13 protein-coding genes and 1 other RNA gene are annotated in these 14,503 nt (G+C 44.0%); 8 read left to right on the forward strand and 6 right to left on the reverse strand.

Translation table 11 applies throughout. The features are described 5' to 3' along the window. Positions 1-7: 7 nt before the first annotated feature. The 3 genes from LZZ98_RS15470 (at position 8) to LZZ98_RS00180 (ending at position 1,680) form a co-directional block, all read left to right on the forward strand. On the forward strand, positions 8-136 hold the full coding sequence (locus LZZ98_RS15470) for a hypothetical protein (RefSeq protein WP_269091498.1): 129 nt from the start codon (positions 8-10) through the stop codon (positions 134-136). Between the two features lie 117 nt (positions 137-253). Then, the gene (locus tag LZZ98_RS00175) at positions 254-700 is read left to right on the forward strand and encodes an ABZJ_00895 family protein (protein WP_237786385.1); all 447 of its coding nucleotides are present in this window, start codon (positions 254-256) and stop codon (positions 698-700) included. A gap of 71 nt (positions 701-771) precedes the next feature. Next, on the forward strand, positions 772-1,680 hold the full coding sequence (locus LZZ98_RS00180) for a TIGR01777 family oxidoreductase (protein WP_237786386.1): 909 nt from the start codon (positions 772-774) through the stop codon (positions 1,678-1,680). Here LZZ98_RS00180 and thiO read toward each other — a convergent pair. Both thiO and hemB read right to left on the reverse strand, forming a co-directional pair. Then, entirely contained in the window at positions 1,666-2,790 is a 1,125-nt protein-coding gene (gene thiO / locus LZZ98_RS00185; protein ID WP_237786149.1) for a glycine oxidase ThiO, read from the reverse strand. The two genes, LZZ98_RS00180 and thiO, sit on opposite strands and share 15 nt — an antisense overlap. A gap of 18 nt (positions 2,791-2,808) precedes the next feature. Then, complete coding sequence (hemB, locus tag LZZ98_RS00190) at positions 2,809-3,822, reverse strand: porphobilinogen synthase (RefSeq protein WP_237786150.1); 1,014 nt, start codon at positions 3,820-3,822, stop codon at positions 2,809-2,811. A gap of 108 nt (positions 3,823-3,930) precedes the next feature. Here hemB and LZZ98_RS00195 point away from each other — a divergent pair, with 108 nt between their 5' ends. From LZZ98_RS00195 to LZZ98_RS00205, 3 genes are all read left to right on the forward strand, one after another. Then, positions 3,931-4,428, forward strand: a complete 498-nt coding sequence (locus LZZ98_RS00195) for a thioesterase family protein (RefSeq protein ID WP_086174859.1) — start codon at positions 3,931-3,933, stop codon at positions 4,426-4,428. 287 nt (positions 4,429-4,715) lie between these two features. Beyond that, the gene (locus tag LZZ98_RS00200) at positions 4,716-5,867 is read left to right on the forward strand and encodes an HlyD family secretion protein (RefSeq protein WP_237786151.1); all 1,152 of its coding nucleotides are present in this window, start codon (positions 4,716-4,718) and stop codon (positions 5,865-5,867) included. A 6-nt stretch (positions 5,868-5,873) separates the two neighbouring features. Beyond that, positions 5,874-7,406 carry a DHA2 family efflux MFS transporter permease subunit gene (locus LZZ98_RS00205; protein ID WP_237786152.1) on the forward strand — a complete coding sequence of 511 codons (1,533 nt, stop codon included), beginning with the start codon at positions 5,874-5,876 and terminating at the stop codon, positions 7,404-7,406. 59 nt (positions 7,407-7,465) lie between these two features. Here LZZ98_RS00205 and glpK read toward each other — a convergent pair whose 3' ends face one another. Continuing rightward, positions 7,466-8,950, reverse strand: coding sequence for a glycerol kinase GlpK (gene glpK, locus LZZ98_RS00210; protein ID WP_237786153.1), 1,485 nt, complete (start codon positions 8,948-8,950; stop codon positions 7,466-7,468). 131 nt (positions 8,951-9,081) lie between these two features. Between glpK and ssrA the strand changes: the two genes are divergently transcribed. Further along, positions 9,082-9,440: a transfer-messenger RNA gene (gene ssrA, locus LZZ98_RS00215) on the forward strand. Positions 9,441-9,722: 282 nt separating this feature from the next. Here ssrA and LZZ98_RS00220 read toward each other — a convergent pair. After that, positions 9,723-10,136 (reverse strand): hypothetical protein, encoded by a 414-nt coding sequence (locus LZZ98_RS00220; RefSeq protein ID WP_237786154.1) that lies wholly within the window; start codon positions 10,134-10,136, stop codon positions 9,723-9,725. Between the two features lie 33 nt (positions 10,137-10,169). Here LZZ98_RS00220 and LZZ98_RS00225 point away from each other — a divergent pair, with 33 nt between their 5' ends. Further along, positions 10,170-10,370 carry a hypothetical protein gene (locus LZZ98_RS00225; RefSeq protein ID WP_237786155.1) on the forward strand — a complete coding sequence of 67 codons (201 nt, stop codon included), beginning with the start codon at positions 10,170-10,172 and terminating at the stop codon, positions 10,368-10,370. 465 nt (positions 10,371-10,835) lie between these two features. Here the strand turns inward: LZZ98_RS00225 and LZZ98_RS00230 are convergent, their stop codons facing one another. Further along, a complete protein-coding gene (locus LZZ98_RS00230; RefSeq protein ID WP_237786156.1) occupies positions 10,836-12,281 on the reverse strand; it encodes an amino acid permease in 1,446 nt (481 codons plus the stop codon). 417 nt (positions 12,282-12,698) lie between these two features. Continuing rightward, entirely contained in the window at positions 12,699-14,201 is a 1,503-nt protein-coding gene (gene pdxR / locus LZZ98_RS00235) for a MocR-like pyridoxine biosynthesis transcription factor PdxR (RefSeq protein ID WP_237786157.1), read from the reverse strand. Positions 14,202-14,503 lie beyond the last annotated feature (302 nt).

Consider the following 14,503-nt stretch of genomic DNA (forward strand, 5'->3'; position numbering starts at 1 on the left):
AGTGATGATGAAATCGTCGGTCAAAAAATCTGTTGCAAGTTTTAGCTTGGGCTGCTGTTCCGCACTAAAACCTGAAACTAAGTTTATTGCTTTAGAAAAGTTCACCGAAAATATTGTGGATGCCGGTACAAATTAACGGTTTATGAACTTCGTACCCTATATAACGCAGGCTTTTACAGATTGGTTGACAATAAAATGAAAAAAAACTCATTTTTTTTTATACTGAAGCTCTAAAAGTTGTTTATGCAGGTACATCGTGTCATTAAATCGATATTTTTTATGGTTTTTTTTCTTTTGTTTTATTTTTACCTGTATTTGCGGCGTACTGGCTGCTTTACTGCCAGCCGGCATGGGTGGAGTGCTGACCATCGTGCCTTATTTAACTGCAATGATTTTAGTGCTGTATAAGTTTTTAAAGCAACAGAGACGTGCACCGACCGATCAGGAACGCAAAAAAATCACTCTGGGATTCACGGCAATTTTCTGGGGCTATAACCTGGCCTTTTTATTGCTCGGCATTGTCCTTTTTGCCAAGAATGATCCTGAAGTTTGGCAGAATTTTCTTTTATATCTCAAAAATCCGCAATTTATGAGTATTGTACTGATTATGCTTTTATTGATTGCCATCCCGCTTTATCTTTTGACCTATTGGTTTTATGGCAAACAGGCACAGCGTATGGCCAAAAAAATGTTTGGCTAAATGACCCTGATGTAGGCTTGAGTTTTATACCATCTTGATCTATAGATAAGAAAAACATGAGTACGTCTAAAATGCAAAAAGCATGTGTCTTGATTACCGGCGGCAGTGGTTTTATCGGCTCGCATCTGTTGCCTTATTTGCTGGCGCGTGATTATGCGGTAATTGGGCTGACCCGCCAGAAGAATAAGATTTCACGGCATCCCGATCTCACCTGGATTCAGCATTTAGATGAACTGAAAACCGACCGCATTGATTATGTCATCAACCTGGCTGGTGAAAGTATTGGACAGGGACGCTGGACAGCGAAAAGAAAACAACAATTGATGAAGAGCCGGGTAGAAACCACGCAGCAGCTCTATCGCTACCTGGAAAAAAGACAGATTTTTCCAAAGCGGATTATTTCCGGTTCTGCAGTCGGATACTATGGTATAGACCTGACTGAGCAATGGTTAGAAACATATACAGAACAGTCTGCACCACAGTCTATTTTTATGTCGGAATTGTGCCAGTTATGGGAGCAGGCAGCCTTAAGTTTCACGCAGCAAAAAACCAAGATTATTCGTCTGGGCATTGTGTTTGGGAAAAATGGCGGAATTTTACCGCGTATGTTATTTCCCATTAAACTGAATCTGGTGGGACGAATTGGCCACGGGCGTCAACCCGTAGTTTGGGTACATGTGCAAGATGTGCTGCGTGCCATCGAATTTTTAATGCTCAATGAAACTGAAGCACAAATATTTAATCTCGTGTCACCTGAAAAAGTTTCGCAAGCGCAGTTTGTCAAAACAGCGGCACAAGTTTTAAAACGTAAACCTGTGTTCTTTTTACCGGCTTTCGTTTTGCGATGGATGCTGGGTGAGCAGTCGCAGCTGGTGTTGAATGGTCAGTATGTCGCGTCCAAAGCCCTGCGAGAGGCCGGTTTTGAGTTTAAGTATCCGACTTTAAAAAGTGCGTTGCAGGATATTCTAGTCAGCCGTTAAAACAGTTTCGGATTTTAGTCGTGTAGCACTATAAGGTTCAGGATTGACTAGCGTGGGTTGTTGCAGCATCAGCTGTCTTAACAATCGAGCAGAGGCGGGCCCCATACATAAGCCATTACGGAAATGCCCGAAGTTGGCCCAGAGATTATCAACTTCTGGCATTTTGCCAATATAAGGAATACCAGTGGGGGAACCCGGTCTTAAACCCGCCCATTGTTTTTCGATCGGGAAATTGGCCAGTTCAGGCACCATCTCGAAACAGGCTTGCAAAATCTTGTCTTTGGTTGCGGCGGTGGGGGTGGTATCAAAACCACAATTGGCCATGCTGGAACCACAGACTACATGGCCATCTAAACGTGGAATTAAATACATCACATCATTCATGCACATGGTCGGCAACCAGTTTGCCGGGGTTTTAAACAGCACCATCTGTCCCTGAACCGGACGAACTGGAATCTCCAGGTCCAATTGTTCAGACCAGCGCTGCGACCAGGCGCCGGTGGTGATAACAAACCGATCCGCATCATAAGTTTTGCCATTTTTAGCAGCTACGGACTGCACTTGGCCATTTTTGATATTGAACTGCTCAATCGGGCAGTGCTCAATAAATTCGACTTGTGGATGCTGCTTTAAATAGGCAACCATGGATTGCAGTAAGCGCGGGTTTCTGACATTGGCAATCTGGGGGAAATAAATCGCCTGCTGGAATTTTGAATTGATAACAGGATTAATCTGTTCAATTTGTTCGTGTTGCAGATATTCACATTGCTGCATTGGTTCCTGAAACTGCTCGGCATAATTCAGACCGCTTTCAAAATCAGTTTCATCAAAAATCAGCAGGCCGCTTTCATGAATTTCAAAATCAATGCCTGAAACGGGTTTTAATTTTTCATTCCACTGTAAATACAGTGACTTGCCATATTGCGCCAGCTGATTCACGGCTTGCGGGTAGCGCCACGGATACATCGGGGAGAGAATCCCGCCACCCGCCCAGGAGGCAGCTTTTCCTGCCTGCTGCTGATCGAAAATCATCACGGAACATCCTTGTTCCACAAGCTCTAGAGCAGACAGCAGACCGCTAATGCCTGCTCCAATAATGGCAATTTTCATCGCTTAGACCACAAATCCTTATTTCATGTCTTTCAGTTTAAGAGCCGCTTCTTCGGCAAAATAGGTCCAGATGCCATCAGCACCGGCACGGCGGCAACTCATCAGTGATTCAATAATCACGCTGTCGGACAGCCAGCCATTTTGAATGGCACCAGCCAGCATGGCGTATTCACCGCTGACCTGATAAACGAAAGTTGGAACACCAAATGTATCTTTGACTTCACGGACGATATCCAGATAAGGCATGCCCGGTTTGACAATCACCATGTCTGCACCTTCCTGAATATCCAGAGCAATTTCATGCAGCGCTTCGGCACGGTTGCCAATATCCATCTGGTAATTGTACTTGTTGCCCCCTTTCAGGTTAGTCGATGAGCCGACTGCATCACGGAAAGGACCGTAAAAACTGGAGGCATATTTGGCTGAATAAGCCATGATATTGGTATAGATATGACCATTGGCTTCTAAAGCTTGACGAATCGCACCAATCCGGCCATCCATCATGTCACTCGGTGCGACCACATCTGCACCGGCTTCAGCATGACTTAAGGCTTGTTTAATCAGACATTCTACCGTTTCATCATTCAGCACATAGCCGGTGTCATCAATGATGCCATCCTGACCATGCGTGGTATAGGGGTCTAAAGCGCCATCAGTGATGAGTACCATTTCTGGCAATTCTTTTTTCAGTAACCGAACCGTGTTTTGTACCAGGCCATCTTCATGCCAGGCCGCTTCGGCGGTTAAGCTTTTATCTTCTTGTGGTGTGACTGGAAATAAAGCCAGTTTAGAAACCCCAAGTTCCAGTAAGCGTTGTGCTTTTTTAACCAATAGGTCAGCCGAAAGACGCTGAACATTGGGCATACTTGGAATATCTTGGGTTTGATTTTGCCCCGGAAGTACAAATACTGGGTAAATGAGATGATCGGTTGTCAGCTGGGTTTCACGAACCATGGCACGTAATTGGTCATTTTTACGAATACGGCGCATGCGGGTAGCGGGAAATGCTGGACGATTGAACGTATAAGTCATAACAATCTCAATGATCAGTATTAAACTAGTCGCTATTGTAGACTCATAATTTGAGTTTAGGGCGACTGTATTCATTTTTTTATTCAATCCAGATAATTCGGGCAGACTATGACGCAAGCAGAGAAAAATTGGACCGGTAACATTCACTTAGGCTCGAAAGTTGATATTGATGTAGTGCTGAACCAGTTATGCAAAGCTTTTAATAAATCTCCTTTCTTTCAGCATAATGCTATGACCATGCGAGTCGTGGATGGCCAGATTGAAGCCTATATCGAAATGCAGCCTTATATGATTGGCAATGTAGCCTTCCAGATTTTACATGGCGGTGTAGCAGCGACCATTCTGGACAGTGTGGGTGGTATTGTGGCCATGGGAGAGCTGTATAAAAAGGCCAATGCTGACGATTTACCCGAAACCATCAAAAAAGTCACCCGTTTAGCAACGGTCGATATGCGGGTCGATTATTTGGCACCCGGTCGTGGCCAGTCATTTACTGCCCGCGCTGAGACTTTGCGTTTAGGCCGTAAAGGCTGCACCATGCGCATGACCTTGGTCAATGATGAAAACAAGGCGATTGCGACTGCAATTGCATCTTATACCTATTAAGTTTGCTTTAAGGTCATGGTGCTAAAACCAATACAAAGACCCTATTTATTCGGCATTGAATGAAAATTCAGTGCCGAATTCATTTTTAAAGACTGATGAGTTACATTTTTATTATCGCATCATGATTTTTTGTCATTAAAATGTGCATCAATATTTAAAGAAAAAATGACTTTCTCATTGACACCATCTCCTGACATTCGTTGTCTTGCGTAGCTGTTCGTTTCATCTCAATTAAAACGGCATCTATGATGTGTAGTGACCAAGTTTGATGGATTTAGGAATAATCGATGACAGATGTTGAAAATACCCTGCCAGAATCAAAACAAGATGAAGCAATTACAGACGATGCATTAAAAGCCAAACGCAAAAAGGCATTAGCTATCGTTGCAGTCATTTTTGTGATCATTGCCATTGTCTATGCCATTTGGACACTGTTTTTTAACCACACCGTAAGCACCGATAATGCCTATGTCGGTGCAGAAACCGCTTCTGTCACTTCAATGGTCAGTGGTCAGGTTGAGCAAGTTCTGGTCAGTGACACTCAAGCCGTTAAAAAGGATGACGTGCTACTGCTGGTGGATCATCGTGATGCAGAAATTGCCGTGGCACAGGCTGAAGCGGAACTGATGAAAGCCAAGCGCCAATACAAGCAGACCCAAGCCAATAGCAGTGCCTTAAATTCACAAGTTTTTGTCAGTGATGATGGTATTCACAGTGCCGAAGCCCAGGTAGCCAAAGCTCAGGCAGAATTTAATAAAGCACAGGAAGATTTGGCACGCCGTACACAGCTTAGTGCATCGGGTGCAATTTCCAAAGAAGAACTCAGTACCGCTCAAAGCACTTTAAACAATGCCAAAGCGGGACTGGACTTGGCCAAGGCAGGATTGGCTCAGGCGCAATCCAGTCAAAAAGCGGCACAAAGTACCTTGGCAGCCAATGAAGCCCTAATTCGCGGCAGCAATGAAACCTCAACTCCGGATGTATTGATTGCTCAGGCAAAACTGAAACAGGCATTGCTTGATTTAGAACGCACTGAAATCAAGGCACCGTTTGATGGGGTGGTCACACGCCGCAATGTACAGGTCGGGCAACGGGTAGCACCCGGTTCCGTGGTGATGATGGTGGTTCCGGTATCCAAACTGTATGTCGATGCCAACTTTAAAGAAAGCCAGCTGGCAAAAGTAAAAGCCGGACAGAAAGCTACCCTGACTTCTGACTTATATGGAGATAAGGTTGAGTTTCATGGCACCGTGGTTGGCTTTTCAGGCGGAACGGGTTCTGCATTTGCTTTAATTCCTGCACAAAATGCAACCGGTAACTGGATTAAAGTGGTTCAGCGTTTACCGGTACGTATTGCACTTGATCCTAAAGAATTGGCCGAACATCCATTACGTGTAGGCTTGTCGATGGAAGCGAAAATCAACCTCGCTTCGAAGTAACGGCTTATGAATAATAATTACGTACCATTCGGCGACCTGAAAGGGGGACGCCTGATCCTTGCTGCCTTTGTGTTGGCTTTGGCTAACTTTATGGTGGTGCTGGATATGACTATTGCCAATGTTTCCGTGCCGCATATCACGGGTAGTCTGGCAGTTTCCAGTTCGCAGGGAACTTGGGTAATTACTTCGTATGCGGTTGCAGAAGCGATTTGTGTTCCATTAACCGGATGGCTGGCAGGGCGTTTTGGTGCGGTGCGGCTGTTTGTGATCAGTCTGATTGGCTTTACGGTTTTTTCCATTCTGTGTGGATTATCCACCAGTCTGGAAATGCTGGTTTTCTGCCGGATTGGACAAGGTCTGTTTGGTGGACCGATCATGCCCCTCAGTCAAACCTTGTTGATGCGTATTTTCCCTCCGGAAAAGCAGTCTCAAGCTATGGGTATGTGGGCGATGACTACTGTAGTCGGACCGATTCTGGGCCCGATTTTAGGCGGTACGATTAGTGATAACCTGTCCTGGCACTGGATTTTCTTTATCAATATTCCAGTGGGAATTTTCTGTGCGATAGCTGCATTACGCTTGTTAAAACCTGCGGAAACCTTAATTTCAAAAATCAGAATTGATACCATTGGGCTGTTCTTGCTGATTTTATGGATTGGTGCATTACAGTTAATGCTTGATCTTGGGCATGAAAATGACTGGTTTAACAGTACCTTCATTTGTGTCCTAGCGGTGATTACTGTCGTCGGGTTAATTCTGTTTATTATTTGGGAGCTGACCGAACGGCATCCAGTGGTGAATATCCAGATTTTTAGATATCGCGGCTTTACTTTCTCGGTGCTGTCTTTGGCCTTTGCCTTCGGTGCATTCTTCTCCAGTATTGTGCTGATTCCACAATGGGTACAGATTAACCTGGGCTATACCGCAACCTGGGCAGGTTATCTCACTGCGACCATGGGCTTTGGTAGTTTGCTGATGTCACCGATTGTGGCAAAAATGGCAACCAAATATGATCAGCGGATTTTAGCCAGTTTTGGCTTAAGTCTTTTGGCTGCAGTGACCTTAATGCGGGCTTTCTGGACCACCGATGCTGATTTTATGGCACTGGCCTGGCCGCAGATTTTGCAAGGCTTTGCTGTGCCGTTCTTCTTTATTCCTTTGTCCAATATGGCATTGGCTTCGGTGCAGCCGCAGGAAATGGCATCGGCTGCGGGCTTAATGAACTTCCTGCGTACCATGGCCGGGGCAATCGGTGCATCTATTGCGGTAACTTTGTGGGATGATCACACCAAAGTTGCACGTAGTGAGCTGGTATCCAACTTGCATGTAGATGAAGTACAGAATACCTTGATGCAAAGGGGCATGAGTTCAGAAGGTGCGCTGGGCTATATCTCAAGTCTGGTGGATAAAGAAGCCTTAACACTTTCTGCCAATCATGTGTTTTTAATTTTAGCGATGGTCTTTGTTTTTGCTGCATTGATTGTCTGGCTCGCGCCAAGACCTAAATTGGGTGTGGGTGGCGGTGGTCATGCACATTAATGCTCATCCTCTAAGATATAAAAAAACCGCTGCATTCAGCGGTTTTTTTATAGCGTATTTTATAAGTCTGATTTGGCACGTTTCAGTGCTGTTTGCCATTTATTGAGCTGACTTTGTCTTTCATCTTCAGACATATGCGGTTCAAATATTCGTTCAAGTTGCCAGGATTGTGCAATCTCAGCTAGGTTTGAAAATACACCTGATTTGAGTCCGGCCATCGCAGCAGCGCCCCAGGCGGTAGATTCCAGCATTTTAGGACGCAGTACCGGAACATTAAGTATATCGGCCTGAAATTGCATCAGCATATCATTGCGACTGGCACCACCATCTACACGTAGTTCTTTTAAAGGATGGCTAATGTCGGATTGCATCGCGGTTAAAACATCGGAAACCTGAAAAGCAATAGATTCCAAGGCTGCACGGGCGATATGGGCTTTATTGGTTCCGCGAGACATCCCGCAGAGCAGGGCACGGGCATCGCTGTCCCAATGTGGCGCGCCGAGTCCGGTAAAAGCCGGTACTAGAACCACACCATCGGTATCATTCACCTGTCCGGCCAGTTTTTCAACTTCGCTGCTATTTTGAATAATGCCTAGACCATCCCGTAGCCATTGCACGATGGCACCCGCCATAAACACGCTGCCTTCCAGTGCATAAGTGGTTTGATCGTGGCATTGCCACGCCAGTGTACTGAGTAATTTATTTTGGCTAAATTGAACTTGATGGCCGGTGTTAAACAGCATAAAGCAGCCAGTCCCATAGGTGTTTTTTGCCGTACCGACTTCAAAGCAAGATTGACCGAAGAGGGCAGATTGCTGATCTCCCAGAATTCCCATAATCGGAATATTTGCCCCCAACAAACCTGTGGCAGTGTCGGCAATATAAGTATCCGAGGCAATAATTTGTGGCAAAACCGAATGCGGGATATTAAACAGCTCGAGAAGCTCTTCATCCCAGGTCTGAGTTTGCAGATTCATCAGCATGGTACGTGAAGCATTGCTGGCTTCAATGACATGTTCAGTACCTTGGGTTAAATTCCACATCAGCCAGCTATCGACTGTTCCAAAAGCCACATGACCCTGTTCGGCAAGTTCGCGCAAGCCAGCTACATTTTCCAGTAACCAGACCAATTTACCGGCACTGAAATAAGGGTCGATCAGTAAACCGGTTTTTTGCTGGATAGTCGCTTGCAAATTTTGTTGCAGGAGTTGGTTACACCATTCAGTTGCACGACGGTCTTGCCAGATAATGGCCGGGGCAAGCGGTTTACCATTGCGTTTATCCCAGATTACCGTTGTTTCACGCTGATTGGTTAGACCAATGGCTTTGATATCTTTGGCAAGAATGCGGGCAGAGGCGAGGGCTTGCTGTACCACTGCAATTTGTGTGGTCCAGATTTCCTGTGCATCCTGTTCAACCCAGCCTGAATGTGGAGTAGAAATATGCGTTTCACGCTGAGCTGTTGCCTGAACTTTTCCTTGTTCATTAAAGATAATCGCACGGCTGGAGGTGGTTCCCTGATCGAGTGCAAGTAAATAGCTCATAAATTTTTCTTTTATAGGACTTGAAAAATAAAATATTAGCGCAATTATTGAATTAATCGCATCTGTTTGTGTAAATGTTTAAAAAACGCACTGCGGGTTTGAACATTTATGTTATGATTGCGATCTACTTTGGGGATGTTTCTGGCTTCGACGCTGGTGATGAAACTCATAGATGCATGTCGAGAGCGCATTTTCTCTCGTAAATCAAATTTGCATTTTTTAGTCGCAAACGACGAATCATACGCTCTAGCTGCCTAAGGGCAGCTTGTCCGCCTCTCCGAATACTTGTGGTTAGAGAGTCCGACTGAAGCGCACGCACACAAGTCCGTATAAAGCCAAGCCTCGGGGCTTTGTACTAAATTTAGAGGATCGCGATTTGTACCCTGTTCGTCGGGTCACAAAGAGTTAAAACAATAGACGATATCTAAGCATGTAGTATTCTCGAGCGTAGTGCTGGCGGACGCGGGTTCAACTCCCGCCATCTCCACCAAATTCTTAAAGTTGTATGCTGTAACATTACGGTGTATGAATAAATAAAGTCTAAATCTCAATGGTTTGGGCTTTTTTTATACCTGTATATACCGTTATATGAATGAACATATAGCTTGTTGCTGTGTATGGTGATGTGTATAGGGTGAGTTAGTAAAAATCCACCATACTGTAAGTTTTCGGCTTTTTTTGCACTAATCTGGTTTTTATTTTGCACTTAATATTTTGCAGTTATTCTGCATTATCTAACGAATTGCCAGATAAGATAGTGCAGGGTAGTCAATTAACTCGTCGAAACAATAGCAAATCCAATGCCGCCATCTTGACCTGAATTACCTCCATTCTTCCAGCCTTTAGCTTTAGCACCAACTACTAAATCAAAAGTAATTACTTCTTTAGTTGTATTAGTGAATTTAACTTTTAATCGTCCACCTGAACCGCCACCGCCGCCATAAGACCAGCCAATATCTCCAATTCCAATGGCACCAGTACCGCCACTATTAACAGCCCCACTGCTAGAATTAATAGCAGCGCCACCTTTTTGTGGTTCTCCACAATTGTTTGGGTTAACTACAGCATCATTACCATTCTGATTAATTTGTACTTCAAAGCTTGAATCAGCTGTAACTGTATTTGTACCACCTGCGCCAGCAGTACTATTTGTATAACTTGAACCATTACCCCTATCCAAGGGCATTTATTCAATAAAACAGCCAGAATCATCACCACATTGGACCAGCCAGGCTGGTTTTATAAATGGTATTTTGGTGAACCGAGTACTCGGCAGCTGAAAAAAACTACCTTAGCGTTCTGCGGTATAAAAAAGATCAAAACGGCTTATATTGGTTCTGTTCGCGGTTCAAGTGAGCTAAAACGTGAAAAATGGTTAAGACTAATGGAAAAGTATGCCAAACAGGATGCAGCAATTTAATGGCTTGGAAAGCCTGCTGATTTTTCAGAAACATCATATCCAGGGAGATTTTTAAATTTGTGCATGAATAGAATTTTTTAGCATAAGGTTTTGATGGCTGTTTTTTAATCACAGGATCGAATATAACTTGATGGAGTATTTAGCTTGATCACGTGTTTAAGAAGTTGGATGAACAACAGCATGCTTATATTCATCAGCTGATTTTTTGCTGCTTGTGGCTTGATTTATTCGCCATGTTATCCAGGAAAAAAAGATCTATAAAATGGGAGATTATTTAAGGCATTTTAGGCAGATGATGCCCGACTATTGAAAACGTTATTACTATTTATATCCGATAAAAAGAAGAGCAGTTTTTGAATGATAAAAGATCTTTTATTGCTGTTGGTAGGTGAAAAGTTAGATTAACGATTCACCTACCAGCCGGGTCTGATTCTGTCCCCAAGATTTATTTTATCAGCGTGAGCGTTAAATATTGTCGCTCAGGTTTATTCTATTTTGCGGAATTTTTTTTTGTGAATCTTTACCCCAATTGAATTTTTGTGCACAGATGCCTAATCCCACAATAAAGAGTGCAAGCAAGCTGGTATAAGTCACTTCTTTGAAATATGTTCCTTCAACCAGCATGGTAATCAGGGCACCAATAATAAAGAAGATTGCCAGATAAGTCAGCCAAGGGAATAACCACATTTTAAAGTCAATCACTTGTCCTTCCGCTTCTAATTTCTTACGCATACGTAATTGAGAAAAAGCAATGGTGAGATAGACATAGAGTGCTGCTGTACCTGTCGCTAACATAAAGATGTCGTAGACATTCATACTTTCAGTGGCAGTCAGGTAGGTTGCGAATAAAGCGAATGATGATGACACCAGAACACCCATCCACGGACTACCATTACGGTTGATTAAACCAAAGCTTTTCGGTGCATCGCCACGTTTTGACAATGAAAACAGCATACGTGAACAGGTATAGAGTGCAGAGTTAAAACAGCTACACACTGAAGTCAGGACCACAAAATTGACAATGTGTTTTGCTTCTGGAATACCGAGTGCGGTTAAGGTCACACTATAGGTTCCCCAAGTTGGGTCTTTGAGTAGTGGATTGTTATGTGGAATGAGGCAGACGGTAATAAACATTGAACCAACATAGAATAACAGGATACGCCATACCACTGAGTTAGATGCTTTACGGATTTCATGTGAAGGGTTTTGCGATTCTGCGGCAGCCACCGTCACAATTTCAGCGCCAATGTAGGCAAACATAACCCCGAGTAATGCCGTGATTACCGCAGAGAAACCATTGGGCATGAAACCTTCAGCGGTTAAATGGGTAATACCTGTCGCACCTGCTTGGCTCCACGGCCATAAGTGCATGACAGCCAAGCTACCAATGACTAAGAAAATAACAATTGCAATCACTTTGATCAGGGCAAACCAAAACTCAAATTCACCATAGTTTTTGACATTTTGTAAGTTAACTACAACCAATGACACTATAACTAGGAGCATGTAGCCCCAGATAGGGATAAACGGAAACCAGCTGTTGAGAATTTTACCTGCGACATATGCTTCCCAGCCCATCAGTAAGGCCCAAGAACACCAATACAGCCAGCCAATGGTAAAACCTGCCCAGCGGCCAATTGCACGATCAGCATAGGTTGAGAATGAACCGCTATCCGGGTTGAGAACGGCCATCTCACCGAGCATGCGCATGATTAATAGAATGAGCAATCCACCAAAAGCATAGGCCAAAATTGCAGCGGGACCTGCCGAGTAGATTACATTACCAGAGCCAATGAACAGTGAGCCACCAATTACCCCGGCAATCGAGATCATTGTAAGATGACGTGACTTAAGTCCACTTTTTAAGCTGTGTGATGAATCGGGCGTGGAGACATGTTGATGTTCTGCCATATAATTTCCCTTAATATCCATAGTGCAATAGCAATAGAGCTCTCTACCTTGTGTACACTATCTGTCCTTTGAAACTGTAACCGAATTCGTAATCACTTCATTAATTTTAAGTTAAACTTAATAAAGCCGATGTTTCTATAAATACATGAAAAATCATACTTTGATTACAAAACTGTTACATGCTGTTTATGTATGCTGCTAATTTCTCTTTTTTGTTGTCAGGTGACGAGAGCCATTTTTTAGCTATTGAAGGGAGCCAATTGCTTTAAAAAGGTGAAAATTACAGAAAGAAATGTTTACAGAAAAATAAAGACTAAATAAAATGAAGTGGCCATAAAAGGTTTTACTTCTTGTTTAAAAACAGGCCGAGAATATATTGATTTTAAAAATAAAATTTTAATTAGAATTGAAATTCTACTAATTTAAAGTATGAATTCCATTGTCGCGCAAGCATTTCAACAGTACGCCGAAAGCCACCAATATTTCTTGTTCGTTCACGCAGGCGAAACCGAGCAGTAATCCTTTCTGCCGGGTAGAATAGTGCTTGGTATAGTATTGCGATAGGGCTCTGACCTTAATACCTTGATCAAGTGCATTCGATGCAATCAGGACATCATCACTGCTGCTTGGCAGTTTTAAAATCAGGTGTAGGCCTGCTGCCGTGTTGTATTCGTGCAGAAAATCTTCACCTAAATGACGGTGAATTAAATCAATCAGAAATGCATGGCGTTTACTGTAGAGTAAGCGCATGCGTCGAATATGCGCCTCATAATGGCCTTCACGGATAAATTCTGCCAGTGCCTTCTGATCAATTAAATGTCCACCGCGATAGAGTTCTGCGGCCACAATGCGCAGCGGGGAAAACAGTTTCTTTGGAACCACCAGATAGCCGATACGCAGTGCAGGATAAATGGTTTTGCTGAATGTGCCCATATAAATGACCGGGGCATCAGGTTCCAATCCTTGTAAAGACGGATAGGGCTGGCCTGAAAACCTGAATTCACTGTCATAATCATCTTCCACAATCCAGCTTTTATGCTGCCGGGCAATTGCAAGCAGCTGTTTGCGCCGTTCCAGGCTTAGATGTGAACCTAGGGGATACTGGTGGGAGGGTGTAACAAAGATCAGCTTGGGAGGTACTTTCGGGTCAAGATCAGGAATAATGCCTTCCTGATCGACCGGTAGTGAACGTAGATTGACTCCGTTAATGCGCAAAATATTGCGGGCGCCCCAGTAGGCTGGATCTTCGATCCAGACTTCATCTCCAATGTCGCTCAAGGTCCGCGAGACTAAATCAATCGCCTGATGCGTGCCTTCGGTAATAATGATTTGATCGGCATCGCATTGCACCGAACGTGCAATTTTCAGATATTCCGCAAGTTCTTGACGCAGTTCCAGACAGCCGCCGGCATTGCTGTAAATCAAGCGGGTAATTTCCGGTTCACGGCTCAAACGGGTCTGAATTTTGCTAAAAATGTGATGCGGAAACTCTGTCACATCCGGCGCACCGGGAACAAAAGCACCCCATTGATAAGGCGAAGCTGCTGAATAGCCGATTAAGTAAGAACCGCGCTGAGACAAGCTGTAACTTTGCTGAGATTTTTTTTCTTGAACAGGGGCGTTGCTATTTTCCGCCTTGACTAAAAAGGATTCGGGCAGTTTATCTGTGACCCAGGTGCCTTGTCCTGTGCGGGCATCGATATACCCTTGTGCCTGTAATTGTTCATACGCGCTTAATACCGTATTGCGGGAAACCTTGATCTCTTTGGCCAGATCGCGGGATGCCGGCAGGCGAGTCTTGGGTGCCAATACGCCGTCAATTATGGCATTGCGCAAGCAGCGAAATAATCGCAGCTGCAATGTTCCATCGATATCTTGCTGTAATCGCTGCAGCAAATAGTCTCCAAGCAAGCTACGCAATTGGCTCTCTCCTACAAATTCAAAGTGGCTCTCGTGAGAGCGATATCGGTATGTGCAAAATAATCTGGTCAGGCAGTAATTGTAAAGTATCCCGTTGTTGCGCAGTGGACGTAAATACGGGCCTGTAAACGGCAGGCAATATACACATATCTTGGTTAAAGCCAAAGCGAAAAATCCAAGCTGAATGTTTTAGCCCAGATCACGCTGGCTACAGACCTGGATCAATAAATGCCGACAAGCAGAGATAAATTTATACTTTTTGCGGTCGCAAGGAAATGCGTCTGCATACAAAAAAACAGGAT

The organism is Acinetobacter sp. SM34 (assembly GCF_022012365.1).
Classification (GTDB): Bacteria; Pseudomonadota; Gammaproteobacteria; order Pseudomonadales; family Moraxellaceae; genus Acinetobacter.